Annotated in this window: 22 protein-coding genes; 10 read left to right on the forward strand and 12 right to left on the reverse strand. The window is 38.4% G+C overall.

What is annotated here, in order from left to right:
- Positions 1-23: 23 nt before the first annotated feature.
- Positions 24-1226 (reverse strand): FecR family protein, encoded by a 1203-nt coding sequence (locus tag HS960_RS15155; RefSeq protein WP_182329905.1) that lies wholly within the window; start codon positions 1224-1226, stop codon positions 24-26.
- A 60-nt stretch (positions 1227-1286) separates the two neighbouring features.
- Positions 1287-1907: an RNA polymerase sigma factor gene (locus tag HS960_RS15160; protein WP_182329907.1), complete on the reverse strand. Its 621-nt coding sequence runs from the start codon at positions 1905-1907 to the stop codon at positions 1287-1289.
- Between the two features lie 193 nt (positions 1908-2100).
- On the opposite strand from HS960_RS15160, the gene HS960_RS15165 reads away from it, so the two are divergent.
- On the forward strand, positions 2101-2574 hold the full coding sequence (locus HS960_RS15165; RefSeq protein WP_182329909.1) for a DinB family protein: 474 nt from the start codon (positions 2101-2103) through the stop codon (positions 2572-2574).
- A gap of 4 nt (positions 2575-2578) precedes the next feature.
- On the opposite strand, the gene HS960_RS15170 is transcribed toward HS960_RS15165, so the two are convergent.
- Complete coding sequence (locus HS960_RS15170; RefSeq protein ID WP_153848620.1) at positions 2579-2965, reverse strand: winged helix-turn-helix transcriptional regulator; 387 nt, start codon at positions 2963-2965, stop codon at positions 2579-2581.
- Positions 2966-3123: 158 nt separating this feature from the next.
- Here HS960_RS15170 and HS960_RS15175 point away from each other — a divergent pair, with 158 nt between their 5' ends.
- The 6 genes from HS960_RS15175 to HS960_RS15200 all read left to right on the forward strand — a co-directional run bounded on the left by HS960_RS15175 (position 3124) and on the right by HS960_RS15200 (position 7864).
- Positions 3124-4116 carry an NADP-dependent oxidoreductase gene (locus HS960_RS15175; RefSeq protein ID WP_182329911.1) on the forward strand — a complete coding sequence of 331 codons (993 nt, stop codon included), beginning with the start codon at positions 3124-3126 and terminating at the stop codon, positions 4114-4116.
- Positions 4113-4580, forward strand: a complete 468-nt coding sequence (locus tag HS960_RS15180) for a cupin domain-containing protein (protein WP_182329913.1) — start codon at positions 4113-4115, stop codon at positions 4578-4580. The genes HS960_RS15175 and HS960_RS15180 overlap by 4 nt, the downstream gene beginning before the upstream one ends.
- A 101-nt stretch (positions 4581-4681) precedes the next feature.
- On the forward strand, positions 4682-5248 hold the full coding sequence (locus HS960_RS15185) for a Crp/Fnr family transcriptional regulator (protein ID WP_182329916.1): 567 nt from the start codon (positions 4682-4684) through the stop codon (positions 5246-5248).
- A gap of 58 nt (positions 5249-5306) precedes the next feature.
- Positions 5307-5888 carry an NAD(P)H-dependent oxidoreductase gene (locus HS960_RS15190; RefSeq protein WP_182329918.1) on the forward strand — a complete coding sequence of 194 codons (582 nt, stop codon included), beginning with the start codon at positions 5307-5309 and terminating at the stop codon, positions 5886-5888.
- A gap of 122 nt (positions 5889-6010) precedes the next feature.
- Positions 6011-7285: an adenylosuccinate synthase gene (locus HS960_RS15195; protein ID WP_182329920.1), complete on the forward strand. Its 1275-nt coding sequence runs from the start codon at positions 6011-6013 to the stop codon at positions 7283-7285.
- Positions 7286-7297: 12 nt separating this feature from the next.
- A complete protein-coding gene (locus HS960_RS15200; RefSeq protein WP_182329921.1) occupies positions 7298-7864 on the forward strand; it encodes a Crp/Fnr family transcriptional regulator in 567 nt (188 codons plus the stop codon).
- Between the two features lie 112 nt (positions 7865-7976).
- Here the strand turns inward: HS960_RS15200 and HS960_RS15205 are convergent, their stop codons facing one another.
- From HS960_RS15205 to HS960_RS15215, 3 genes are all read right to left on the reverse strand, one after another.
- On the reverse strand, positions 7977-9212 hold the full coding sequence (locus HS960_RS15205; RefSeq protein WP_075991338.1) for a porin: 1236 nt from the start codon (positions 9210-9212) through the stop codon (positions 7977-7979).
- Between the two features lie 296 nt (positions 9213-9508).
- Entirely contained in the window at positions 9509-11044 is a 1536-nt protein-coding gene (locus HS960_RS15210) for a RagB/SusD family nutrient uptake outer membrane protein (RefSeq protein ID WP_182329923.1), read from the reverse strand.
- A gap of 11 nt (positions 11045-11055) precedes the next feature.
- A complete protein-coding gene (locus tag HS960_RS15215) occupies positions 11056-14301 on the reverse strand; it encodes a SusC/RagA family TonB-linked outer membrane protein (RefSeq protein WP_182329925.1) in 3246 nt (1081 codons plus the stop codon).
- A 475-nt stretch (positions 14302-14776) separates the two neighbouring features.
- Between HS960_RS15215 and HS960_RS15220 the strand changes: the two genes are divergently transcribed.
- The gene (locus HS960_RS15220; protein ID WP_182329927.1) at positions 14777-15136 is read left to right on the forward strand and encodes a VOC family protein; all 360 of its coding nucleotides are present in this window, start codon (positions 14777-14779) and stop codon (positions 15134-15136) included.
- 56 nt (positions 15137-15192) lie between these two features.
- Here the strand turns inward: HS960_RS15220 and HS960_RS15225 are convergent, their stop codons facing one another.
- The 6 genes from HS960_RS15225 to HS960_RS15250 all read right to left on the reverse strand — a co-directional run bounded on the left by HS960_RS15225 (position 15193) and on the right by HS960_RS15250 (position 23994).
- On the reverse strand, positions 15193-15885 hold the full coding sequence (locus tag HS960_RS15225) for an energy transducer TonB (protein ID WP_182329929.1): 693 nt from the start codon (positions 15883-15885) through the stop codon (positions 15193-15195).
- A 106-nt stretch (positions 15886-15991) separates the two neighbouring features.
- Positions 15992-16960, reverse strand: coding sequence for a DUF1735 domain-containing protein (locus HS960_RS15230; RefSeq protein ID WP_182329931.1), 969 nt, complete (start codon positions 16958-16960; stop codon positions 15992-15994).
- Positions 16961-16973: 13 nt separating this feature from the next.
- Positions 16974-18548 carry a SusD/RagB family nutrient-binding outer membrane lipoprotein gene (locus tag HS960_RS15235; protein ID WP_182329933.1) on the reverse strand — a complete coding sequence of 525 codons (1575 nt, stop codon included), beginning with the start codon at positions 18546-18548 and terminating at the stop codon, positions 16974-16976.
- Between the two features lie 11 nt (positions 18549-18559).
- The gene (locus HS960_RS15240) at positions 18560-21697 is read right to left on the reverse strand and encodes a SusC/RagA family TonB-linked outer membrane protein (RefSeq protein WP_182329935.1); all 3138 of its coding nucleotides are present in this window, start codon (positions 21695-21697) and stop codon (positions 18560-18562) included.
- A 465-nt stretch (positions 21698-22162) separates the two neighbouring features.
- Positions 22163-23416, reverse strand: coding sequence for a FecR domain-containing protein (locus HS960_RS15245; RefSeq protein WP_182329938.1), 1254 nt, complete (start codon positions 23414-23416; stop codon positions 22163-22165).
- An 11-nt stretch (positions 23417-23427) separates the two neighbouring features.
- Positions 23428-23994 carry an RNA polymerase sigma factor gene (locus tag HS960_RS15250; protein WP_182329940.1) on the reverse strand — a complete coding sequence of 189 codons (567 nt, stop codon included), beginning with the start codon at positions 23992-23994 and terminating at the stop codon, positions 23428-23430.
- Positions 23995-24282: 288 nt separating this feature from the next.
- On the opposite strand from HS960_RS15250, the gene HS960_RS15255 reads away from it, so the two are divergent.
- Both HS960_RS15255 and HS960_RS15260 read left to right on the forward strand, forming a co-directional pair.
- Positions 24283-24840: a MauE/DoxX family redox-associated membrane protein gene (locus tag HS960_RS15255; RefSeq protein WP_159731774.1), complete on the forward strand. Its 558-nt coding sequence runs from the start codon at positions 24283-24285 to the stop codon at positions 24838-24840.
- A 167-nt stretch (positions 24841-25007) separates the two neighbouring features.
- Entirely contained in the window at positions 25008-25421 is a 414-nt protein-coding gene (locus tag HS960_RS15260; protein WP_070565113.1) for a hypothetical protein, read from the forward strand.
- Positions 25422-25433 lie beyond the last annotated feature (12 nt).

The following is a 25433-nucleotide window of genomic DNA, read 5'->3' on the forward strand; positions in this document are numbered from 1 at the left end:
GCTTATCGTAAAAATTAGATAGGTCAATCTATCACAATAAGCCTCCTTCCATTTAGCGTTAATTTTACTTTTCCTGTTGTTTGCAACATATCAATAATGGTAGATAGCGGTTGAGAACGCGACACCATACCATCAAATTTCAACTTTTCAAGTCGTTGAGGACATTCTACATCCACGTTGTACCACCTTGAAACTTTACGCAGCAGACTTACCAACTCCTCTCCTTTAAAAACAAAGTCACCATTTATCCAAGCTACTTCCTGAGAAATATCCACATTTTCTACACGCAGGGCTTCATTTAACAAGGCCCGCTGCCCTGGTTTTAAGAGCACCGATTCATTTCTTTTTTTCGAACTAACGCGTACACTTCCCTCCAATAAAGTGGTTGTTGTATAAGGTTCGTCATCATATGCGTTGACATTGAAATGCGTACCAAGAACTTCTATTTTTTGATTTGCGGTCTCCACGTAAAAAGGAATTCGTTTTCCCCCTCCCATTCCCGTCTCAATTTTTGCAATTTCAAAGTAAACCTCTCCGGTCATATGCACATGCCGTTCGTTTTCACTAAATTTCAAAGGATATGTCAGGGTTGAATTTGCATTGAGAAAAGCTTTCGATCCATCTGGCAATATAATTTGATATTGATTTCCCCTATTCGTCGCAATTTTATTCATTGCTGTGCTGGCGATCCGTTCCTTTTCAACAGCTTTATACACCAATTCACCATCCTGGTTCTTTTGTATTTCTACCCCGCCCTGAAGTGCGACGACACTTCCATTCTTTATATCAGCTAAGGAAACAACGGAGCCATCTTTTAGTGTCAATAAGGCATCATCCTTTCCTGGAACGCCAATATGCTGTGCACGTTCTGTTTTCTCGCCCTCCACAAACTGTTGTTTAAATAGAAACAGTGAGATAGCGCCAACAGCGACCAGGAGCGCCGCAATTTTTAACCAGGCAGCCATGCCAATTTCTGTAAAGCTGTGCTGGTTAGCGCGCTTTTTTATTTGAGACTGCAAACGCTCATAGTTTGTTTGAACGGATAGTTCGCCCGCATAATGTCCCATTGCCACAATGGTTTCCTGCAACTCCGCTATGGACGCTTTATGTTCAGGATATTTTTGTAACCATTTTTCCCATTTTTCGATATCCTCTTTATTTGTTCCCTTACAATAGTTCACAAAAGATTCGTCCAATAATAACGCTTGCAAATTAAGTTCGTTCATACTACTCTAATCGTAATTTATACAATAGAGTGGACAGGGTCATTTTTTCACTACTCGTTTTTAAGAAAAAATCAACAAAAATGAAGAAAGTAGCCCTACGGCAACTTTAAGGAATATTTCTTGTTCACTAGAAAGATTGTTTTTTATTTTTTCTAGGGATTTATAGATGGTATTATAGATCGTATGGATCGAAACCTGATTGGCATCAGCGATTTCCTGATAAGAAAGATCCAAAAAAAATCGTTGGTAAATCACCAGTCGTTGTTTTGTCCCTAATTGCTCCATATGCTCCTCAACCAACTGTGTGACGGTATTTGTTGTTACCGCACGGATATGTTGTTCTTCAACAGATTGATGGATTGACGGATCATGGATTTCTTCCACAAAATCCAAATCTGTCAGCTGCAGTGTTTCCTTGCGAAAAAGTTTTTGAAAGAAAACCGTAATAATGTAATTATGATGATTACGTATCTGACAATTACTGGACTTTTTCTCCCATAGATGTAGAAACACATCATTCACGCTATCCTGAACACGCTGTACCGACATTTTCTTTTTTAGCCCCAAATAAGAAAGATAGTGGTAATAATGTTTATACAACGTATAAAATGATTCTTCACACTCCTCTTTCACAAATTGGTCCCAAACATTTCTTAGATCTTTTCCGGTTAGTGCAAACATGATATCTTGGTAACAATGACTTTATACAAAAAAAGGAAAGTCTTATTAACAAGAGATTAACCAAAGATGAAGAATAGGAAAATTGTATGTAAATTGGACTTAGAAAACCAATACCAATTCTTCCTATAGCTGTAACGTGTAAATAATGGCAAAGGGCAGAAAAAAACTAATCATTGGAAAATTTTAACACAAAATGGAAAGACGTATATTTCTTGCAGATAGACTTCGCGAAGTTTTTTTGAATGGACGTTGGATTGCCAATACCAACTATCAGGAACAACTATTGTATACGACCTGGGAACAGGCCATATTCAAAATAAGTAATCTGAATTCTATCGCTGCCCTAACCTATCATATCAATTATTACCTCGAGGGATTACTTATGGCATTTGAGCATGGAAAATTGGAAATCAGCGATAAATACAGCTTTGATATCCCGCCTATCCGATCCAAAGCCGATTGGAATGAGCTAGTAGATCGACTCCTAAAAAACGCAGCAACATTTGCCGACAGTATTGCCCAATTTGAAGAAAACCTATTCGATCAGCCATTTATTGATAAGAAGTATGGATCTTACCTTAGAAATATCGAAGGTGTAATCGAACATAGCTATTATCACCTTGGTCAGATTTCACTGATCAAAAAGTTTATTCTTCAATCGGAATAAATTGTTATTTCGCTAATGCAGTGAGTTCCTGTTTCACTTTCTCTCGGTATTCCAAACCCCAACTGACCAGAGATTCGGTGACGGGGAACACACTTTTACCATAGTCCGTAATTTTATAAAACACTTTTATGGGGTCTTCACTTGGCGGGCGGGCGACTAACAAGTTTAATTCAAGGTCTCGAAGTTCTTTCGTCAACACTTTTGCAGAAATTCCCTGAATCTCCCGTTCCATTTTTTTGAAATAGATTTCCTGCGACTCCCGATTAGCCAAATAACGTAATATCATCAATTTCCATTTTCCGCCCAATATATCTAGCGCGTCACGCATAGCGCGCAATTCTTCTGTACAACTCGCCTCCCGCATTTGATTTCCGTCCAAAACTTGTCCCATATTGATTTCTAACAACTAGTTACCACTTGTTAACTACCAACAAATATATAGCAAACGAAAGGTAGATTTGTCATAACAACTATATAAGATGTAAAATCGATGGATGCAGTGTAAATTATTTCCAATTTGATTTTTCATCCCTTAAAATAGATAGAACTATGAATGCCGTTATATTAGATCAAGACAATCAATTGATAAATGTCAACGTTGACCTTCCTGAAGTGAAGCCCAACGAGGTGAAAATTAAAATAATAGCTTCCGCAATTAATCCCATAGACTACCAGATGCGTGAAAATGAATTTGAACGACGTTATTTATATTCACCGATACTTGGTAGAGAAGGGGCAGGAATTATTACAGATAAAGGTTCAGATGTAAGTGAATATGCAATTGGAGATGAAGTGTTTTTTGCCTGTGGTAGCATGGGCAGCAACGGGACCTATGCAGCATACATTCAGTTACCAGCTGGCCTCGTTGCCCCTAAACCAAAAAATATTTCTTTTGAGCAAGCGGCAGCACTTCCTACCGCTGGTATCACCGCATTACAAGTGTTCGACAGAGCAACAATTAATCCGCAAGACCATATTTTCCTAACCGGCGCGTCCGGGGGCGTGGGTCTTTTTGTATTAAAATTACTCCTGGCTAACGGCATTAAGAATATCGTCGCAACTGCAGGAAGTATGAGCAGTATTGAAAAATTACACCAACTAGGACTGCAAAAAGACAGCATCATTAATTATCGAAAAGAGAATTTGACCGAAATAATCAAGCGTAGAAGTAATCAGCAGGGTATTGATGTCGCTATCGATGCGGTGGGTCAGCATCTCTCGGAAGTTGCCGCCGCAGTACTAAAACCCTATGGAACTTATATCGACATCACACATTTTACGACCACGGCAGCAAGAGACCAACTATTTAGTTCGGCCGCACAGATCATCAATATATCCAACTTTACCCACGCGCAAAGACTAAATTATCCCTATTTCAAAAATGGGCTGGATCGGATCAGACACAGTATTGAGCAAGAAATTATTCAACCCGCCCCTATTTATCTTATCGGTGACCTGAGCGCCGAAACAATAGAAAAAGGGCATCTAATGTTGAAAAACAACCAGACTCAAGGCAATAAATTAATTATACAAAATCAATGAGAACTATACCTAGACTAATCGTGACAGGCATACGTGCCGGCAAATCCTTTATCGAAGCGGATGCATTGGTCGATAATGTATCGGAGCACTATCCCAATCTCGTTATTTCCGATATCTGGCAAACCAGTCAAATGCCGGCCAAGTTTGAGAAAGAGCATCCCATAGAAAACACTGCTATACCCCAAGTCATCAAAAATGGCACGTACTTTCGCTATGTACAGATCCCACCCGATCGGGAACTTGGTATAGAAACAGCGATTGGCACCCCTCATCCCCTCATGCATCAAACGGCAAGTTTAGATTACATCGTTATTCTTTCAGGAGAGATTTACTTGATTACAGACACAGAAGAAACGCTTTTACAGGCCGGCGATATTGTGATCCAACGTGGCACCAATCATGCTTGGAGCAATCGCTCCGATCAAATGTGCCTGCAATTGGCAATTCTAATCGATGCGAATTAAAAATCCACCTATTGCTCATTCGGAAAACTAAACATAGCATCGATTGAATCACATCGAATTTATCTTGCATGAACACCACAATTTTTCTAAGTTTGGACTTCATGATAGCAGCATATTTTCGGTCTTTGCGTCTGTTTGAGGAAGAAGAGATCAATCAGATTGTTCAGCTTTTTGAATATAGAAAGCTGAACAAAAACGACTTTTTTGTTAAAGAGAATCAACCTTGTCATGAGGTTGCATTTATACAATCAGGGATCTTCCGTTCTTATTATAGCAGTACAAACAAGGAAGATATTACCTATTGTTTTCGCTTTCCCAATACCTGGATAGCGGCCTACTCCTCCTTTATTACAGGCGGGCCAAGTACCGAGACCATGCAGGCCATCACCCCTGCCGAACTATGGACGATCAAAAAAAACACCATTGATACACTCGCTACAAATAACCTAAAATGGACAAAGTACCTTAAAATGATTGCCGAGGAACAATATCTTGAGCTTGAAAAACGCGTCTTTCAATTGCAAAAAGAAACCGCATCACAACGTTATGCCAATTTACTCAAAGATCATCCTGAGTTTATCCAACAACTTCCTTTACAATATCTTGCATCCTATTTGGGCATTACACAACGTCATTTAAGTCGTATTCGCAGCGAAATTTCTTTTTAGACATTTGTCCTATAAAGACGGTGGTTCTATCGCTATTTTTGTGATGTAATACGACATCATGCAGAAAAAAATACTTATTATAAATGGCCATCCGAATCGGGAATCCTTCAATTTTGGCATTGCAAATGCTTATCAAGAAGCTGCGGCAGCGTCCGGAGCTACAGTACGAACAATCCATATTATTGACCTTGACTTCAATCCAAACCTTGAATTTGGTTATCGTAAACGGACAGAACTTGAGCAGGACCTACTTCTTGCCTGGGAAGACATCTTATGGGCCGATCATTTGGTCTGGATACATCCCGTTTGGTGGGGTGGCCTTCCTGCCTTGATGAAGGGCTTTATCGATAGACTATTTTTACCTGGACGGGCCTTTCAATACCGCGAAAATTCTCTTTTTTGGGACAAATTGCTAAAAGGAAAATCTGCTCGGATCATTACAACACTCGATCAACCAAGTTGGTATTACGCTTTAGTTTACGGCAGACCAAGTGTTAATCAACTAAAAAGATCAACCCTCCAATTTTGTGGAATATCGCCCGTTAAAGTCACCTATATCGGAATTATCAAAACTTCCGATCCTATTAAACGAAATAAATGGCTACAAAAAGTACGACAGTTGGGACACAAACAAGCTTAAGCGCAATTCAAATTCAGTAATGCTACTGGCCAAATGATAATGAGGAGCACTTTTTGCCAAATGGCAATTGCCCTCCGCTTTGCAAGCCCTAGCTTTGACCATAAATTCAAGACAAACGCAATATGGACATTCTAATTGGGCTCCAGTGGGGAGACGAGGGTAAAGGAAAATTCATTGATCTAATCGGAAGCGACTATGATATTATCGCCCGATTTAATGGCGGCGCGAATGCCGGACATAGTATCTATTATCAAGGTAACAAGGTTACACTAAAACTACTTCCATCGGGAATTTTTTCGTCGCATGTCAAAAACATTATTGGCACCGGTGTGGTGGTTGACCCATTAACATTCAAAGCGGAAATTGAAGAACTCGCGCATATTATGCCTACTCAGGATCTCTTCAATAGGATTTTGATATCCCAAAAAGCGCATCTCGTTTTACCGACCCATCGTTATTGGGATATCTATATGGAACAGTCTCCATTGTATCGCACGATAGGAACGACCAAAAATGGAATTGCGCCAAGCTATTCCAATAAAATACTAAGACAGAACCTTCGTGTTGGTGATATTCACTCGGATAGTTTTAATACGGACGTATATCAAATTTTACACCGTCAATACAACGAACTACAGCTTTTGGGACAAGAAATGCCTGCATTCGAAGAGCTTTACCACGATTTTATTCAAGGATGCACTTCGTTAAAACAAGTGCCAATTATAGATACTGAAATCTTTCTGAATAAAGCAATCCGAGATGGCAAGAAGGTATTGGCGGAAGGTGCGCAGGCAACCCTGCTTGACATCGACCATGGAAGTTATCCTTATGTGACCTCATCAAATACGATTGCCTCCGCAGCCTGTGTAAGCTTGGGTGTGTCGCCTAAACTGGTGGACAAAATTTATGGTGTTACAAAAGCCTATTGCACGCGTGTGGGTAATGGCATTTTCCCAACCGAGATCACAGGACAAGCTGCCAATGATTTACGGGAAAAAGGAGCTGAATTCGGTTCCAATACCAAGCGTCCCCGTCGTGTCGGCTGGCTGGATCTTCCAGCATTAAAATATGCCATCATGTTAAATGGAGTCACTCAGCTTGTTCTTACAAAAGCTGACATCTTGAACGAAATGGCTGACATCCCCGTCTGTACACATTATGAAATAGATGAACAAGAAATTTCCTTAGCATTTCCTCAATCCGCTGAACAAGAAATTAAACCGATCTGGAAATATTTAAAAGGTTGGAATACCGATTTCTCTAATATCAAGCACGCAAACTTACTTCCAGAAACCTTGGGTGCATTTATCTCCTTTTTAGAAGAAGAGTTACAAGTTCCCATAAATTATCTTTCAACAGGACCTCAACGTGAAGAATTGATTAACTTAGCTAAGTAATATAAAGGTAACATGGAGCAATTACTGGAATACATCCGAAAATTTGGACAGCTCGATTTGCGAGAAGAGAACCTAATTCGACAGGCATTCGAAAAAAAAAGTATTCCAAAGTCAAGCTATTTTGTCGCTTGCGGTAAAGTAAACAATAGCATTGCTTTTGTGGAATCGGGGATATTCCGTTCGCTCTATTACAACAGTAAAGGCGACGATTTTACGCGTTATTTCATCTATGAAGGTCGTTTTATTGGAGATCTTCAGAGCTTCTTGGATCGAACACCTTCCAGTGACTATATAGAATCCCTCACAGATACCGAGATATGGAGACTCGATTTTGACAATTTTACGCTCCTTGAAAGGGAAATTAAAGTTTGGCCATTGCTAATGGCCAAACTTTATGGTTTTGTGGTGGAAAGCAAGCTAAAAACGGCAAATACCATGATGAATCTCGATGCCAAAGAACGCTACCTCCTGTTCTTAAAGCTTTACCCTGGTTTGGCCAATCGTGTTCCATTAGCCATGTTAGCATCCTATTTAGGGATTACCGCATCATCACTGAGCCGTATTCGGAAAAATATCTAGTAACCTCGCAACATCTAAATCAAATCGAGCCCCACTAATGCATTAGTCACACGAATACGAATCCTTCCGATCAACTCCGATTATTGCGATAAAATCGTGGCCCTGAACCAATTTACCAACGATAAAGTAGTCTTGTTGTGAAGACATTATCTTTCAAATCGGCCGAAAAGTTTGGTAAACTTGTGGTTTCGTTTGTTACATGCTCATTATATACGGTCAATTTTATCCTATTGTTAATCTGATAGGCAAGACCATAGCCCAGCGTACTAAACTTAACATCTCCGTCGGCCGTAAAATTATCAGGCATGCCAATTGTCATGCCACTTGCTTTAGTATTTGGATCATAGACATCATACGCTAACAGCGCGGTTATACCGGTCTTAGCAATCTCTTGCGTAAACCAAAGATAATATCCGTTAAATTTACGCTGATAAAGGTCTGTTGTCGGTTGGGTCGTAAAACTTCTGCTTGCGTAAGGTCCTTTGATATCGGCACCACCCGCTACCCCTGGCTGATCACCGGCGACATATTCTGTTTTAAAGCTGGACTTTCCCAAACTACTATCAAATTCCAACTGTAAATTGGCGCCATAATAATTCCGACCGATCGCCCTGCCTTCATTCTCGTCGCTGGTATGTGCTGTATAACCATTGCTATTGGGCGTATAATAAGTTTTCGTATCATTACGAACCGAACCTTTATAGAATGAGCCACCAAATCCCAAATGAAGTTTTTTATCTGCTAGGCTATCAAATTTAAAAGCAAGATTACCGATGAGATCTTTTTTGGAATCATAATCTTTAGCCGAATGGCCACTCCCATTCACCAAGGCTAAATCTAAGTTCAAGAACTTGGCTTTACCGCCAGGGTGATAGCTTACCATCCCTCCAAGATCACGTTCGCGTGGCATCAACGTCTGGAATACACGTGCCCGTTCCGGAAAATCACGATAGCCGGATGAGTACACAATAGAGTATCCAAAAGGTCTATTGAAAAGACCCGCCGTTAAACTTAAGCCTTTTTGGCTTGGGTGACGCAATTGAATAAAGGCATCCATCAGTTGTACACCGTCTTGAGTAGCATCCAATTGAAAGACAATACTGGAGTACGTATCCACCCGGTCAATTTTAAGACGTCCCCTGCGGATCATAAATCTGTTATCCGAATTCTTTGAAAAATCCCCCCCCGAAAAGGAAGTAATTCCCGGAGATTGCGCTTTCTGAAACTGTGTCTGAAGGTACCCCGTAATCTTGATATCATGTGGATCATAGCTGGAGGGCGCATTATTATTTTGCGCAAGCGCTACGACAGGACCTATCAGGGCTAAGAGTAAAAGTGCTTTTTTCATGAGAATTTTAAATAAATTATCTTTTTCGCTTGTGATGATATGATACGAATAGAATCATTTTTCCATCTTCTATCCCATCATCTTTCAACGGCGTAAAAATAGATTCTCAATATTAAGTTAATATTAATAAATTGTTAGTCTATTAATTTATATACATAAAATTAACGATTTAGTAATATATCTCGAAAGAGATCGGTCAAGACAATGCGAACTCTCGCAATCTAGAAGTATCCTTAAAATAAAAAGGCCGATACAAATTGTATCGGCCTTTCAATCCTATTGATTTATACGTTGAATTATTCCAAACCCTTATTATAATCGCTTTCACGAAGAGGGATAGACCAAGTCCATTTATTTTTATCTTGAGGATTAATTGTAACAGCTAAAGATGTAAGGAAATTACCCCCGTTTGCGTTATTTCTTCTCACAATAGTATCTCCCCAACGTTTCATATCAAACCAATCGAATCCTTCGCCCCATAGTTCAACCGCGCGATAAAGTTTAATTTCATTAAGTAGATCTGTACCTGTTTTTGTACAAACATATTTCACATCTCTTCCTGAAGTTGCGTTTAATGCGTTAAGAACACCTTGAACTTCACTTGCTGCTTTATTTTGGAAAAATTTAGCTTCAGCTTCAATAAGATACATCTCGGAAGCCCTAAAGTGATTTAAATTTCCAACACCCGGTAGATCATTCGCTTTGAACTTAAAGTTCATGTAAGCGTAAGGCACTGCATTAGACTGTAAATCTGGAAATGTAGCAAAAGCCCTAGCCTTCATAGTCGCTCCGGCCAATCCTGTAGCTGTTGTGTACGCTTCGCCTTTTGGATCTAAGAAAAGATCTCTTCTAATATCTGTTGAAGGAATTTTATCGAACAATTCTCTACTGATACATTTAGGCGCTGTTCTAACAGCACTTGCCGACGAGTTATAAGCAATATACGATTGAAATGAATAGAAGTATAACGTTTCATCAGACGCACCGTAGCTACTCCAAATCCACTCTCTATTTGGATTTGCAAAGCCACTTTTATACTCCGTATTATTCATCAGTTCATAATTAGCCCGAGCCAAAACAGCATATTTCTCAGCATTGACATAATCCTGCTTGTTCAAAGCTGCACGAGCGTAAACCGCATAAGCAACATCTTTGTCCACTTCGTAATTTTTGCTTGCATTACGGACTAATTTTGAAGATTCATACAATGAAATGGCATCATTCAAATCCGTGTAGATCAAATCATAAGTCTGGCCCAAGGTAGATAAAGGCATGTCTCCTGTTGACACATCTTTTCTTAACACCAATCCACTTGTCTGTCCATTATTGGAATCACTCCATCTATTGCCATAGATCTGAGCTAGCATCATGTAACTGTAAGCACGGTAAGTCAATGCTTGCGCTTTTATAAATTGTTTGTCGGCTAAGTTTCCATCCGCAGCATCAATATTTTCGACAATTTGATTTGCGTTACCAATGATCTTGTAGTAATAAAACCAAGGATAATACAGGTAAATACTTGTTAAGTTTTGATTATAATTTGCATTAATAATGTCTGCCCAGCCACTTAAGTTGACAAAAAAATTGTTTCCAGGATAGTTCCCATAGTACATTTTGATTGTCCCCTCTCCATTAAAGCCTTGGCTACCTAAATACTGTTGGGTCATCATTTTTGCCAAACCGTTAACGGCTACTTCAGCATTTTTTGTCGTCTCAAATACTTTAGAAAGCTCAACGGAATCTGTAGGACTTGTATTTAGATAGTCTTTTTTGCAAGAAGAAACAAGAATCATTCCTGCTAACAATACTTTTATATATTTATTATTTTTCATTGTTTGATTTCTTATAATCCAATTTTTACACCAAAAGAAATTGTACGTGGAGTAACCCAAGCATTTGTGCTGGTACCATTCCATTGCTGTTGCGGGTTCATTCCTTTACGTTTTGTCATTGTAGACAAGTTTTCAATTCCAGCAACAACTCTCACGGAAGACAAATCTATTTTACTAATCAATGTTTTTGGCAAACTATAACCTACCGCAATATTCTTGATAACCAAATATGATCCATCAGTTAAGAAACGGTCACTAGTAGCATAATTATTCATACTACTTTGAGAAAAGTTGATAGAAGGGATACCATTTACATCCAACCTATCCGTCGAGGAGGCTGTCATTCCATCTGGAATACCGTTCCACGATTTCATGATATCCGTGTGCAGCGCACTTGGCGTACCGGACATGGCCATTAAACTAGCATAGGAAGAATCGTATACTTTACCACCGATAGCGTAAGTGAATAACGCTGAGAAGCTGAAGTTTTTATACTCAAAGCTAGTATTGAAACTTCCATTCATTTTAGGAATAACCGATCCGGACCAGCCCCTTAAACCATAGCTTGAAGCATTTGTTACATAGTATTTTCCATTAATTTCAACAAGTTCCGCTGTAGGGATCTCTGCTTTTCCTGGTGCAGAACCATTCACATTAAAACGCTCTGTATCTGCCAGGTAAAGTGAACGACCAGTCATCTGATCTACACCCGCATACTTAAACAACCAGAAGTCATAACGGCTTCCGCCTTCAACCCATTTGAAATTACCAGTTACAATTCCGTTCTCCCTATTTTCTTCAGGTAGTGATAATATTTTATTCGTCAACCAAGTTGCATTCGCACCAACATTCCATCTCCATCCATCACCTTTTAACACGTCTACATCAAAAGTTAACTCGAAGCCCCTATTTGACATTGAACCAATATTCCTTGTTACTGTTGAAACTGCACTTGAAGATGATGTTGCTCCAGCAGACAATGGAAGATTAAAATCAAAAATCAAGTTTTGAGACTGCTTGTTAAAGTATTCAAAGCTTAAATTTGCTCGTTTAAATAACCGGGCTTCTACTGCCGCAGAGAACGAACTAGAGGTTTCCCAAATTAAGTCAGGTGAAGGGTTTTGGTTTTTAAATACCGCCCCTGCATTCGCATTCTGGCTTAACTCATATAAGGATAAATAAGAATACTTACTTGCACTTTCATCATTACCTACCTCACCGTAAGATGCTCGAACCTTCAAATCATTAACAGTATTCAGCATATCTTTAAAGAAATCCTCTTTAGATACGCTCCAGCTACCGCCCAATGACCAAAAGTTACCCCAACGATTGTCTGGGCTGAATCGAGATGAGCCATCTCTTCTAAAAGATGCTTCCGCAAAATATTTACCCGCGTAATTATAACGAGCGCGAGACAAGAAACTTTCTACACGATAATCTTCTTGATAGTCATACAGCGACGTGATTTTGGTAAAATTTACCATATCCGTTTGGCCTTCAAAAATTTCATCTGTTTTATAGCCATATAGATAACTCCAGTTGTCAGAATAATTCTCATGTCCTGCCAATATATCCAGATGGTGTAAGCCAAAATCTTTGTTCCAAGTCAATAATTGTTGAACTGTATAGTTTTTGTAACGATAAATATTCCTAGCCGCTCTACCCTGACCGGCACCATCCCCTATTATTGCGTTATTATACGTACGACGTTCTGAATTGCGAAGATTTAAATCACCGTTTAAAGTCAGTGTAAAATCTTTCAGAAACTTGAATTCAAGAAAGCCTCTACCATTTACTGTATTACGAATCGTTTGGTCTCTGTTTAATTCATTTTCCCAAATGGTATGTCTTCCGACATATTGCAATCTTGTAGATTCACCGTTATCATACTGTATTTTTCCGGCCTCGTCCAATGCATAAGATCCGTCTGCGTTATGCAAATGAATTGGATAGATTGGTGCTATCGATCTTGCATAGTTATACGGATTAACAAATGAACCTGCATCGTCAGTAGAACCGCTAATTTGATTTGAGATTTGATGTGAACCTGCTAAGTTAAAGCCATATTTGAACCAATCTTTAGCTTGAAGTTCGGCATTTAATCGTCCAGTAAATCTTTTTAAACCCGAATTTTTAATGTATCCTTTCTCGTCTAGGTATCCTGTCGAATAAAAAACCTTTGCTTTATCTGTAGCGGTAGTTCCATCAATGTTATAATTTTGACGATGTCCAACGCGATCTACTTCTTTAAACCAGTCCAAATCGTCTGCATATCCACTTTTTATTTGGGCATCAGAGACAAGCTTTCCATTGGAATCAAATAGTTTATCATCAGCTTTATCATAGATGTTTAATTTCAAGTAATTGCTCACCAAAGATTTGGTTGCTTCATCATTTGCAGATTGAACTGTTGGATAGGATGTCGAATTGTTAGTTAGTAAACTATTTCTATATCCCTGCCACATGGCTTCCATAAATTGTCTATCATTCACGCGATCGTATTCGGCAATACCTCTCGAGTAGAAACCTTGGTCTGTTGAGATATTAACCTGAGAACGGCCAGCCTTACCCTTCTTGGTGGTAATAATAATTACCCCATTACTAGCCCGACTTCCATAAAGTGCAGATGATGAAGCATCTTTTAACACTGAAATACTTTCCACATCATTGGGGTTGATATCGGAGATATTACCACCAAAAGGTACACCGTCCACGACATAAAGCGGGTTGTTAGATCCATTCAATGATGAAAATCCACGTATCCGTATACTAGGTTCTGCGCCTGGCATACCAGAGGTATTGTTCAGTTGAATACCAGCAGCAGATCCCTCTAAAGCTGCAAATGCATTGGTAACTGGTCTCTTTTCGATATCTTTAGCAGAGACGGAGGTTACGGATCCAGTCACAGATTCTTTTTTGGCAGTACCATAAGCGACTACGACAACCTCATCTAATGCTGTATTCTGATCCTCTAGTGACACGTTGAATAATGACTGTCCATCTTTAACGATTATAGTCTTATCAGAATGACCGACATACCTGAAAACCATCACTTTACCAACAGGAACTGATAAAGAATATTTTCCATTTGCATCTGTTTGAGTAGCAATGTTTGATCCTTGAACAGCAATTGTCACACCGACTAATGGTTTACCATCAGCTCCAGTTACACGACCGCTTACTTTCTTCTCTTGCGCAAAAGCAACAGAAGAAAGGATCATACTCCCCACGAAAAAACTGAGTAGTTTGTGTTTCATATGTTTATGTTTGTTTAATAGTAAGTAGTTTATCTAACTAAAAAAGATAAAAGCGCCAAAAGGATCTTTTAATATATGTTTTTCTAAAAATGATGAGTCTATTAGACTAATACAGTTAGTGTGCAAAACCAAACATGAAATGTTAAGGTTTTGTTAAAAGCAAAGATAAAACAATCTTTTAAAGATGCAACAAGAAGTTAGAAATAGAATTAAAAAACTGGAAAACAAACGATATAAATCATAGTATTTCACATAAAAAATAACACACAAAAACACTAAATACCAAATAATTACACAAACAACACACCTTAATCTAAAAAAGTAACTATTTTTTTTATGAAGTAACAATAAATACTGTAATATTTTATATTTTTCATCATAAAACTATCCTTGCAATCGATAATAATAAAAAAAAACACATAACTGCTATCAAAAAGACAAAACAATAGTCCGAAACAATCAAAGGCAAAAAAAGATGAACTACAAAAGCTTAAATCCAATATTATATACAAAAAACTTAGACCAAACTATTCAGTTCTATACTGAAAAACTCGGATTTACATGTATTGAAAAAAATGAAGCATTGAACTGGGCTTTACTGCGAAGTGGAACCATCGAAATCATGTTTTCGCATCCTGTTGAAAGCATTACTTTTGAAACAGCACAATTTACAGGGTCCTTTTATTTTAACATAGATGAGGTTGATAATTTATGGGAAAGTTTGACAGGTAACGTCAAAATATGTTATGAAATAGAAACTTTCGAATGGGGGATGCGTGAGTTTGCTATTTATGATAATAATGGATATGTGCTTCAGTTTGGTAAAAAAATATAGAGGTAGCAAAATACTTGCTACCTCTATATTACATAAAAATTCCTTTTTTGATCTAATTAAATATGTGTTCTGAATTCTTTCAAATTCAATTTGAATGGAACAACAACAGAAGACTTTACAGCCTCCCCGTTTTGGGTTGCTGGTTTCCATTTACCTGCCCTGTTAAGGGCACGTTGCGCACTCGTTAACACGCCATAACCAGGATCATCTTTTAATTTAACACCAGTAATTTTCCCATCTTCTTTCACAATAAAATTTAACTCATAATCACCAGACAAGCCTGCTTTCAGTGCTTCAGGTGGATATTGGAAATTTTTATAGAATTTTTCAATGAAAGTAGACATGCCTTCAATTGGCTCTGCTTTTACTATTGCAGCTGAATTTGCAGACTCTTTAAAGCTCAACACTTTGTAAGGAAAACGTACCCAAGAAGCAATCGGTTTTCCATTTTTCGTAGCAGGTTCCCAATCCCCAGACATTTTAACAGCCTTTAACAAACGTATCCCCATCCCCTTTTCAATATCCTTCGCGATATCAGCTGAATCAATTTTTCCAAATTCATTTACACGGATGTCCAATATGATTTCCCCTGAAATATCTTTAGAGATCTCACTATCAGTTAATTTGAAAGAACGATTGACCTGTTTGACAAAACTGTCATATCCTATTTTTGGTAGGGCTGCATTTTCCTGTCCAAAGGAGAATACGCAGCTAAGCATTCCGATTAAGCTAAAAATTATTGGTTTCATAGAATTGGTTTTTTAATAAAGTAACTTTCTTTAAATTACCAAAAATTCTCAATAAAAACAAAAGAGACCTGTATTATGTCAGGTCTCTCTTATTTTATTTAAAAAATTAACGTGCTTTGCTGTATGTATAAACTTCTTTAAAGCTTAATCTTACAGCTCCCATTTGAGTCATAAAATAGCTAACTTCAATCTTTTGAACTTTTCCATCAGACCCGAAAGTAACCTTATTTACTCCAGTTGGATCTAATTGACCATCACGTCCTTGAGAGTTTTGCGAAGCAGTTCCATATGCATTTTTCACGCTCGTAATCTTACCGCTACTATCAAAAACGAAAATCGGACACCAGTTTCCATAATTCGTTGCACTTCCTGCTGCAGTTCTAAATATTGTACCATTTACACCGTAGGTATTATCAAAATACAATACACTACTAGCACCATTCGTTTGCAATGAAATATTTTTAGGATATAATCCAACATTGGTTGTTACGACATTGTCAGATGCTGTACCAGTAACTGTATAGACTCCATCGATCGCATTTTTAGCACCGATATTCACCACCATATTACCGAAATTACCTGAAATAACCCCTGAAGAAACAGTTTTTATTGTTAAACCTAAAGCGTAATCTTCGTCAAATTGAAACTGATCAGGTTTCAAATTAAGCGGTAAAATTGCCTCCCGCTCGCCTTTTTTAATGGTCACTTCGGTTGAAGTGAAACTATATACTGACGAAGATAACTCCGCATATTCAGTTTCATTTTCCTCGTTGTATTTTGCAATTAAAGAATTATCCACTGCTATAGTAACTTTAATATCGCTCTCGGCTTTCTTCGCGCCAACACATTTTAATTTTAAGTTTAAGACACCTGTAGGAGCTACATCAAAAGCCATAGTATATAAAGGGATTGAACTCGTTTCACTTGAAGCAGGCACTCCCAAGTCGCCAAACTCAATAACGTTTGCGACAGACCCATCAGCATCAGGTCCAATTAGTTCCTTATCTTTTAAACAAGAGGTAAAGACTAATGGAAGGACTAATGCTATGGATAGATATTTTACAATTTTTTTCATGTTATTCTAAATTTTATTTAGCCCAAAATATTTTTGTTGCATATTTGTCAACGTTCGGCACATTTGCCGCATTATAACTAAATTCTGTATTTGGATACAATATCCTAGTTGGCAATTTATCAGCTGACGTTGCACGAGATGCAATTGAAACAAATGTAGTTCTTGCATTTGCTGTTGTGTTTAAACCAGAAATAACCGGGTACCCTGTACGACGGTACTCATTCCAAGCTTCATGCCCAAATAAGAAATTCAGTGCAATATATTTTTGAGTGATGATTGCTTCCAATTTCTGTTCTTGACTTGTCGCCTTTTCAAAATTTACAAGGTAGCTATCCGGATTTTGTGTCTTATAAGTTTGCAAATAGGTCGCTGCCTCAGCTGCTGTTTTTGTTGCAGCATCAGCCTCATTTTTATATAAATAATTATATGAGGCTTTAATACCATTTTCAAAATACGTATCAGCAGTAACTCCTGAAATTAAACCCTTAACCACACCTTCTGCAGCTAAAAATTGTCCTTCAGCCGCCAGCATTAAAGGTTGGCCAGCTGCAGGACCTTTGATAACGCCCAAACCTCTATAGTTGGTGGCACTAATGGTACCTGAGACCGGACGCATTACCCAAGCTGACGGAGCTATGCCCGCAGGGGGATCATCCGTATTTCCTAATTGATTCTTATTTGTAGAAATTCCATTTGCAAATACCAATGATGCCCTTTCCCCATCTGTAATCTTAAAACCGTCATAAAAAGCCATTACATAATTTGTTGGAATAAATTGTGTACCCCAAGTACCGACAGCAGCATTATCAGCTCCATAAGCCCAAGTGTTCCACATTGGATTTTGCTTACCCGCAATTTTAGTAAACACGGGCTGTACGATAACGTCACTTTCTATTACACCAATATTATCTATTGTCTTATTAGTAAATGCAGCTTTACTTCCAGCTCTTAACACCAATCGCAATTTCAATGTATTTGCAAATTTCGCCCAAGAGGTTGTATTTCCTTTGAAAATGATATCTGCGCTCTTAAATGCATCGGTAGATGTAGCTGTCTTAAAGAATGCAGTTGCAGCATCCAATTTTTTTGCTAAATCCACATAAATGTCAGCAGCTTTATCATATTTTGGGGTTAATATTGCAGCTCCCTTTAATGCTTCTGAGTAAGGAATATCATTATAAGTATCGACAAGGTTTGCATAATTATACACTTTCAATATCTCAGCGACCTGTGCAAATAATGCCTTCTCTTCGCCTGCTTTGTCTACAACATATTGAAGATCTGTCAATGTATTATATGGAGTACTCCATAGGCCAGTCATAAACCCGGTTGAAAAATCGTAAGTAATCATATCACCCCAACCAGAAACACCGCCCGATGTAGCATAATAACCTACTAATCGTCCGCCATAAGTATTATATGTTGGAACAGAAAGAGCTGTCGCAACCATAGCCTGAGGTAAAACAAGCTCCGGAGTCGACTGAGTCGGTGAATTTGGATTATCATTGATATCCAATGCCTTTTTACAGGAAGAAGCGACCAGTAAAGTAGACATTGCTATGGATAAATATTTTATTTTATTGTTCATGAGATTCGATATTAAAAAGTTAAACTAACAGAAAAACCAACATAACGAGACGGTGGTGTTTGACTTAAACCTGTCAAACCAAGCGCATTTCCATTGGATGATCCGTTTCCATCAGAATATTCTGGATCGGTATAAACATTTGTCGCAGGCGTCCATAAAAATAGGTTACGACCCTGCACGCTAACTCTGGCTCTCTTAATTACATTTTGCCCAGCTAGGAATGATTTCGGAAGGTTATAGGATAATGACATCTCACGAATCTTCCAGAAAGCGGCTGAAGTCACATAAGTTTCGTCAATATTCCGTCTTCCTGTTGCCATTGTCCAATAGTCGGCTCCACCATCATAAACCGTAATATTCGTATTTTTAACATAAGATTTTGTTGCTTCATCCCAATAAGAAGAGTTTGGAATAACAAAACGCTCGCGATCGTAAGCGACGGTATTTATTCCTGATCCAGAAAAATCAAACAAATCTGCTCCATTATTAAAGATATAGTTACCTGTACGATACTCAGCACTTGTATAAAATGTTAAATCTTTATAAGATAATGACAAATTCAAACCTAGCGTATGCGTTGGAAGCGCTGCTCCCAACACCTTCAATGTACCATCTGTAGTTGGATATCCTGTAATACGATCCACAATAATACGTCCTTCTGGATCTCTGTTATAAGTCGATCCCATAATAACAGGGAATGACTCACCTTTTACTGCGTAAGAACCTGTACCACCTGTGTAAGTACCCAAAGCCAGCTGATCTAAACCTTCTGCAATTTCGACAACCTTATTCTGAATATAAGTAAAATTTCCGCCTAAAGTTAAGTTCCAATCTGCTGTACGAAGTGGTGTTACAGTCAATCTCGACTCAATACCTTTTCCAGTGGTTGTTCCCGCATTCAATAGATAAGAACTATATCCTGTAGCCCATGAAATACCTGTTGGAACCGTATTGTCCGTTGTTTTATTGTTAAAATAAGTTACATCAGCAGAAATTCTATTATTCCACCAAGCGGACTCAAATCCGAACTCTATCGACCGTGTCATCTCAGGTTTTAAGCCTGGCTGTACAATTTGATTTCCAACAGTATGACCACCGATTCCGTTGTACGGATAACCAGACCCTTGACCAAAGGTAGGAACTGTAGCATAAGCACCAAAGTTGGAAGAGCTACCCACGTTCACTTGCCCAACTTTAGATAAACTTCCTCTAAATTTCAAGAAGTTCAGCGGTTGAAAATCTTTCAATCCCTCTATTGCATCAGTTGCAACAAATGAAACGGTTGCACCTGGATAGAAGAATGAACGGTTCTCGGGGTCCAAAATTGATACCCAGTCATTACGTCCAGTTAATGTTAGAAACAAATAGTTTTTATAAGCTACATCAATTTTACCAGCCAATCCAAAAGTTCTCGCTAAATAGTCGGCCTGACCAGTAGAAGGAGGATTCAAACTATTTCCCTGATTGTAAATTCCATCTACGACCAAACCATTAACTGTAGCTGACAAATTCGAAGATTGATTCTGAACATATTGGAATAACGCCGTATAGTCGAATTTGAAATCTCCGTTTGTATGTGTCGCATGTGCATTAAAATCAGACACTATACTTGTCGCATAACTCGCGGCATCAGAGACGCTACCAGTAATATTAGTTCCTTTATATGCACCATGCAAACCCGCAGCATAAGGTGTAAAGGTGAATTTACCAGTCGTATATTTATAGGATTGATTAGAAGTAGTCATACCCACACGTCCCATAAAGTCTAACCAAGACAAAGGTTTAAAATTCAATTCCACATTACCCATGAAATAATCGTTCCTAATTTTTTGGCGATTATTTGCGGCAATAAAATAAGGGTTATTATAGTAAGCGTTATAATAACCATTTGGATTTGCAAAAGGATTATTTTGCCAATCTTTATAACTCGTTAGCGGGACCTGACCTGGAGATTGCAAAACCGCATCATAAATATTTGCGTTTGCAGAAGTTTGATCGTATCTATTTTGAGCGTAATATGAAGTATAGCTAATGTTTAAAATATCATTTAACTTCCTTGTTCCATTCACACGGGCAGAAGCTCTATTATATTTATCGAAAGGAACAGTACCTGTTGATTTTAAATATTGTCCTGAGAAACGGAAGGAACTATTTTCATGTTTGGATGCCACGGCCAAATTTGTCATGTTTGTCACTCCTGTTTCCCAAAATTTATCCTTTCCACCATTCCATGAATAAGGTCCTGTTTGTATTGATCCATCCTCTAGAGGATCACCAATTTGAACCGTTGAACCATCAAAAGCAGGTCCGTATTGTTGGTTTTCGTAAGGCACGTAAAAGATATTGTGTGCCGAATAACCGGAGCCAAATCGCTTCTGAACCTCGGGCAAGAAATTTACGTTTTCGAATGTTGTTGTATTATCAATTGTGACCTCCATTCCATTCGTTGCAGCTCCTTTTTTAGTTTTTATAATTAATGCACCATTGGATGCTTGAGAGCCATAGAGTGCTGCCGCAGAAGATCCATTTAATACGGTAATATCCTCAACATCGTCCGGATTTAGATTTCCCAACATCGACGACGGAGAAATTACATTATCAATAACGATCAGAGCTTGATTATTACCTGTCAATGAACGCATTCCCCTTAACATCACACGGTAATTGGGGTTCACACCCGATCCTACACCTTGTACAGTAAGGCCCGCAACTTTACCAGTTAAACCTGTCACGATATTGGTTGGCTTAGCTTGTTGCAAATCCTCTGCTTTAATCGTGGTCTGTGCAGCTCCGATTGAACGACGACTAGCAGTTAGACCCGCACCAGTCACAACAACTTCATCAAGAACAGATTCATTTCCACTAAGTTGTATGTTGTACAAACTTGAACCTTGTGCAACTGTGATTGTTTTGTCTGAATAGCCTACAGAGCGAAAGACTAAAATTTTTCCAGTAGGAACATTAATAGAATAGTTACCGTTTGCGTCGGTTTGTGTGGCTTGGTTAGTGCCTTGAATAACAATAGTAACGCCTGGCAACCCCTCGCCATTTGTACCTGTCACTCGTCCACTAACCTTCTTTTCTTGGGCGAATGCTACCGAAGTGAGGATAGCACCACCCAATAAAAAACTGAGTAGTTTGTGTTTCATATGTTTATGTTTAATTAAGTATGTTTATTTAAATTCTTGGCAATAAAGCACCTTGGCTAGCGAATTTTTTACTTCTCAATAATTATTATAAGCTATGTTAGTTAGTCATACATCTTTTAAGTCAGCAATGTCAGCTGTTAAAAAATGTTAAATACAAATTTATAACTTTTTTTAACTTTTGCAATGCAAGCATAACTTTGTGATAACATTTATTTCACAATAAATCACAAACAACTGATAAACAGTTTATTATTTTTAATACAATATTAATTAAAGTAACATTGTTTAAAAAAACATATTTATTTGTACTTCCCCTCGAACCATGTTATCCATTCACTTATCTTTCATCAAATTCTATTTATTTATAATAATATATTTTCCACTGACGGTAAATCCGACCTTAAAATGAATGATCTCAAACTCTCTATTCATCTGTTCACTTCAGACTTATAGATAAGGAAATTTTTATTTCATCGCTGTACGACTTTCCTTATGATCTTCAGGGCAAAAACTTATCATCCCTTTTTTCTCATACATTAACACCCCAGCGTCGCGTATCATAGCATAGACCTTTTCCCGATTGGTCCTGTAGCACACAGTCGTACTTATGAGCTTATTCGGTATGCAGTTCATATTTTTGACCGTAAATCCATGCCAGCGGCTCATCTGCCAGACAAACTCTGTCAGTGGGACATCTTTGTATTCACGTACAGCATTCGCCCATTGCGAAGCTTGTTCAAAATCCCCGTTCGTTAAATAAAATAAACTATCCCTTCGTATTTCTTCACCCTTCGGTAAATAGGATTTGATAACCGCAACTTCATCCAAACATTGAAGCACCTGTCTTTTGCTTGATCTGCGATCAGAAACTAAAACTTCTCCATATGATACCGTTGCTCGCGTAAACTGGGCATAAGAAGCTAATTCAAACCTCCCGTAATCACTCAAAATTTTCCCATTGCTAGTTTGTATTACCATCACGCCCCCAAACAGTTGTCCAGGAATATCTATAAGCGCCTCGCCCTCGATAAACAGATGTGTACTATCTCCTTGCGTCAACGGATAACGAAGAGTTGATTGGGCATTTAGCCGGACCCGCATACCGTACGGAAATTCTATAACACATTGCTGACGAGCAGCTGTTCTGATCACGATATCCGTCTCGTTGGCATTTATTTCCCGCCCACTGGATGATTTATCAAATTCCAATACCCCCTCGGCGGTCTTGGCGAGCGAAATACCGTTTAAATCAAGCAATACTCCGGTTGCATTCGTATCCAATCGAATGATAGATGAATCAGCAAGCATTATTGTACCTGCAGATTCAGACAATGGTATTTCCGTACCAGAGGACATACTAGCACATTCCAGACCGATTTCAGCCCTATAATTCCTGTGTTTTGAAATCAAAATTACACTCGACACTAAAACAAATAAAACCGCTGCTGCAGCACACCCCCACCATAATTGCCTTTTCTTTTTCCTAGCTAACCGATCTCCCGCAGCCCGGATCTGTTCAAAATCAGGCCGCCAATCGAATGACAGTTCGTTTGACCGATCATTAGACATTTCTTCGATCACCTCGGCAATCATTGCATCAAATTCCTCTTCACTAAAAATTTTCTCCGCTGCTTCTAATTGATCGGATTCTGTAAAACTGATACTCGCGTCCATACGCTTCCTAATCAGTTCTTTTACATATGTTCTGTTGTAAATCATTTCACCTTGTATTAAACAAATAAGCCCATAAGATCTTTCAACTTTTTTCGGATCACCTTCAGTGCCCTAGACAATTTATTTTTCACCGTCTGTTCTGCCATTCCATAGGTTGCCATTAATTCCTTGTTACTCCTACCCTCAAACTTCGATTTAATGACAAGCTCCCGATCCTGGGGAGGTAATTCCTCACAAGCCTCCAAGATCAGCATCTCAAGTTCGTTATAGGCAAATCTATCGTCTGCGCATTGACCACTAGCCATATCCAGACCGTTATCGAGCGAAATCTTATTGTATTTTGCCTCATCTCTAACGTAATAAAGAGCTTTATTTTTCGCTACGCGCTGCATCCAATATACAGGTGCTTCCAGCTTCGCGACCAATTGCCTTTTTTCCCAGATTACGATTAATGTCTCATTTAATACATCCTTGACTAGATCGTCATCATTATAGATAAAACAACGGATATACTTTTCCAGACTCCCGCCATAATGCGCAAAAATCTGCTCAAGCGCTGCATTAGGCTGTGAGTCTAATAATTGAAAAAAGTAACGATCGTAAGTATTTGTTTCTTTTGCCATTCGTCTACCCTCTCTAATATCATTTTGATAAATTATAAACTTAAAAATCAGCTACTTATAAAAAATACAGCGTATTAGCAGGTACGAACTAGCCTTTATTGCTAGTAGTATATAGAAGAATTAGAAGATTAGATTTTAAATCATTAATAAAACAAAGATAATAAAAGCTATATAACAAACCAAAAAAAATAACTCACAAAACACTGATTTACAAATAGTTGAATTAAAAATTCAACCCAATACTCTTATGCTTCTTTTATAGATTAGAAAAGACAGTAACAACCAAAAATGAACGCAAGAACAGCACATATCACAATGGAAAGCATCCGAATCGGATTTATGGTCTTTTGGATCTATGTGGCTATAGACAAGCTCATAGAACCCAGTGCATTCCAGGATGCTCTTCTCCGGCAACCGTTACCAAGCAGCTGGGCAAAACCTCTTTCTCTTGCACTTCCTACTTTTGAGTTCACTACCGGAATCCTTTTAGCCGGTCGGTATAAAAAAATAGGATTACTGCTATCTATAGCTTTATTATCCTCTTTCAGTGTCTATATTGCATTGGGACTACTCAATCTATATCCGCAGAAACCGTGTGGCTGCGCATCCGTATTTGAAAGTTTGTCGTGGGAATGGCATTTGGTGGTAAATATGGTCCTTTTTACGTTATCCATATTGGGATGGTACTTGACTGGCCCAACCAGCCCCATGGAAAGGCACGAGAAAAGGAACCTATCAATTGGCTTTACCTTTACACCGCACATTCATTTAGGTATTGTCATACTCTTTCATTATCACACTTCTCAAAAACGCTTTCCGCGAAAATTTGCACTATTCCCGGCTTAGCCGGTATAGAAATAAATTATGATACGTGATGGACAGCCCGTAAAAATCGATCCCGAGGTATAAAACAAACTGAAACACCTCGTTAAAGCAAGGTATCAGTCATCAATAAAAAATTTGAGTTTTTTGTGGAGGTAAACTTTTTTTGCTCTTATAAAAAAGGCCTCGGTATGAAAGCAATATCTTTCATCAAAAAGCATGCAACGGTGATGTTAGCCGGAGCTGCAATAATTGGATTCAGTTCTTTTAAAGTAATTAAACTAAATAACGAAAATAAAGATACTGACTTAATATTTACGTATGTTCCGCCAGCTGGTTCTCCAGCCCCCTATTCGGATACTAACGTAAAAAATACTGCAAATTGGCAGAGGAGTTCTACCAGCTGCTCAGATTCGGAAGACCAGGATGTCGCTTGTTCAATTGCCGTACCATCTACCAGCACGATGAATAGTGGAAATAATATCGATCCTTCCAAAGTAACGATCGAGACATTTCAGCACAGCACCAACAACTATGGTGTGTCTCCTTCTTCGGCGTCCACACCGGAGTACAATGATCCATTGAACAAACCTTTGGATCCATAAATCGAAAAGCCC

It is taken from the genome of Sphingobacterium paramultivorum, from assembly GCF_014109745.1.
GTDB lineage: Bacteria > Bacteroidota > Bacteroidia > Sphingobacteriales > Sphingobacteriaceae > Sphingobacterium > Sphingobacterium paramultivorum.

Coding starts and splice junctions, on each gene's coding strand:
- HS960_RS15155 (WP_182329905.1), bottom strand. CDS start 1,226: ATGAACGAACTTAATTTGCAAGCGTTATTATTGGACGAATCTTTTGTG.
- HS960_RS15160 (WP_182329907.1), bottom strand. CDS start 1,907: ATGTTTGCACTAACCGGAAAAGATCTAAGAAATGTTTGGGACCAATTT.
- HS960_RS15165 (WP_182329909.1), top strand. CDS start 2,101: ATGGAAAGACGTATATTTCTTGCAGATAGACTTCGCGAAGTTTTTTTG.
- HS960_RS15170 (WP_153848620.1), bottom strand. CDS start 2,965: ATGGGACAAGTTTTGGACGGAAATCAAATGCGGGAGGCGAGTTGTACA.
- HS960_RS15175 (WP_182329911.1), top strand. CDS start 3,124: ATGAATGCCGTTATATTAGATCAAGACAATCAATTGATAAATGTCAAC.
- HS960_RS15180 (WP_182329913.1), top strand. CDS start 4,113: ATGAGAACTATACCTAGACTAATCGTGACAGGCATACGTGCCGGCAAA.
- HS960_RS15185 (WP_182329916.1), top strand. CDS start 4,682: ATGATAGCAGCATATTTTCGGTCTTTGCGTCTGTTTGAGGAAGAAGAG.
- HS960_RS15190 (WP_182329918.1), top strand. CDS start 5,307: ATGCAGAAAAAAATACTTATTATAAATGGCCATCCGAATCGGGAATCC.
- HS960_RS15195 (WP_182329920.1), top strand. CDS start 6,011: ATGGACATTCTAATTGGGCTCCAGTGGGGAGACGAGGGTAAAGGAAAA.
- HS960_RS15200 (WP_182329921.1), top strand. CDS start 7,298: ATGGAGCAATTACTGGAATACATCCGAAAATTTGGACAGCTCGATTTG.
- HS960_RS15205 (WP_075991338.1), bottom strand. CDS start 9,212: ATGAAAAAAGCACTTTTACTCTTAGCCCTGATAGGTCCTGTCGTAGCG.
- HS960_RS15210 (WP_182329923.1), bottom strand. CDS start 11,044: ATGAAAAATAATAAATATATAAAAGTATTGTTAGCAGGAATGATTCTT.
- HS960_RS15215 (WP_182329925.1), bottom strand. CDS start 14,301: ATGAAACACAAACTACTCAGTTTTTTCGTGGGGAGTATGATCCTTTCT.
- HS960_RS15220 (WP_182329927.1), top strand. CDS start 14,777: ATGAACTACAAAAGCTTAAATCCAATATTATATACAAAAAACTTAGAC.
- HS960_RS15225 (WP_182329929.1), bottom strand. CDS start 15,885: ATGAAACCAATAATTTTTAGCTTAATCGGAATGCTTAGCTGCGTATTC.
- HS960_RS15230 (WP_182329931.1), bottom strand. CDS start 16,960: ATGAAAAAAATTGTAAAATATCTATCCATAGCATTAGTCCTTCCATTA.
- HS960_RS15235 (WP_182329933.1), bottom strand. CDS start 18,548: ATGAACAATAAAATAAAATATTTATCCATAGCAATGTCTACTTTACTG.
- HS960_RS15240 (WP_182329935.1), bottom strand. CDS start 21,697: ATGAAACACAAACTACTCAGTTTTTTATTGGGTGGTGCTATCCTCACT.
- HS960_RS15245 (WP_182329938.1), bottom strand. CDS start 23,416: ATGATTTACAACAGAACATATGTAAAAGAACTGATTAGGAAGCGTATG.
- HS960_RS15250 (WP_182329940.1), bottom strand. CDS start 23,994: ATGGCAAAAGAAACAAATACTTACGATCGTTACTTTTTTCAATTATTA.
- HS960_RS15255 (WP_159731774.1), top strand. CDS start 24,283: ATGAACGCAAGAACAGCACATATCACAATGGAAAGCATCCGAATCGGA.
- HS960_RS15260 (WP_070565113.1), top strand. CDS start 25,008: ATGAAAGCAATATCTTTCATCAAAAAGCATGCAACGGTGATGTTAGCC.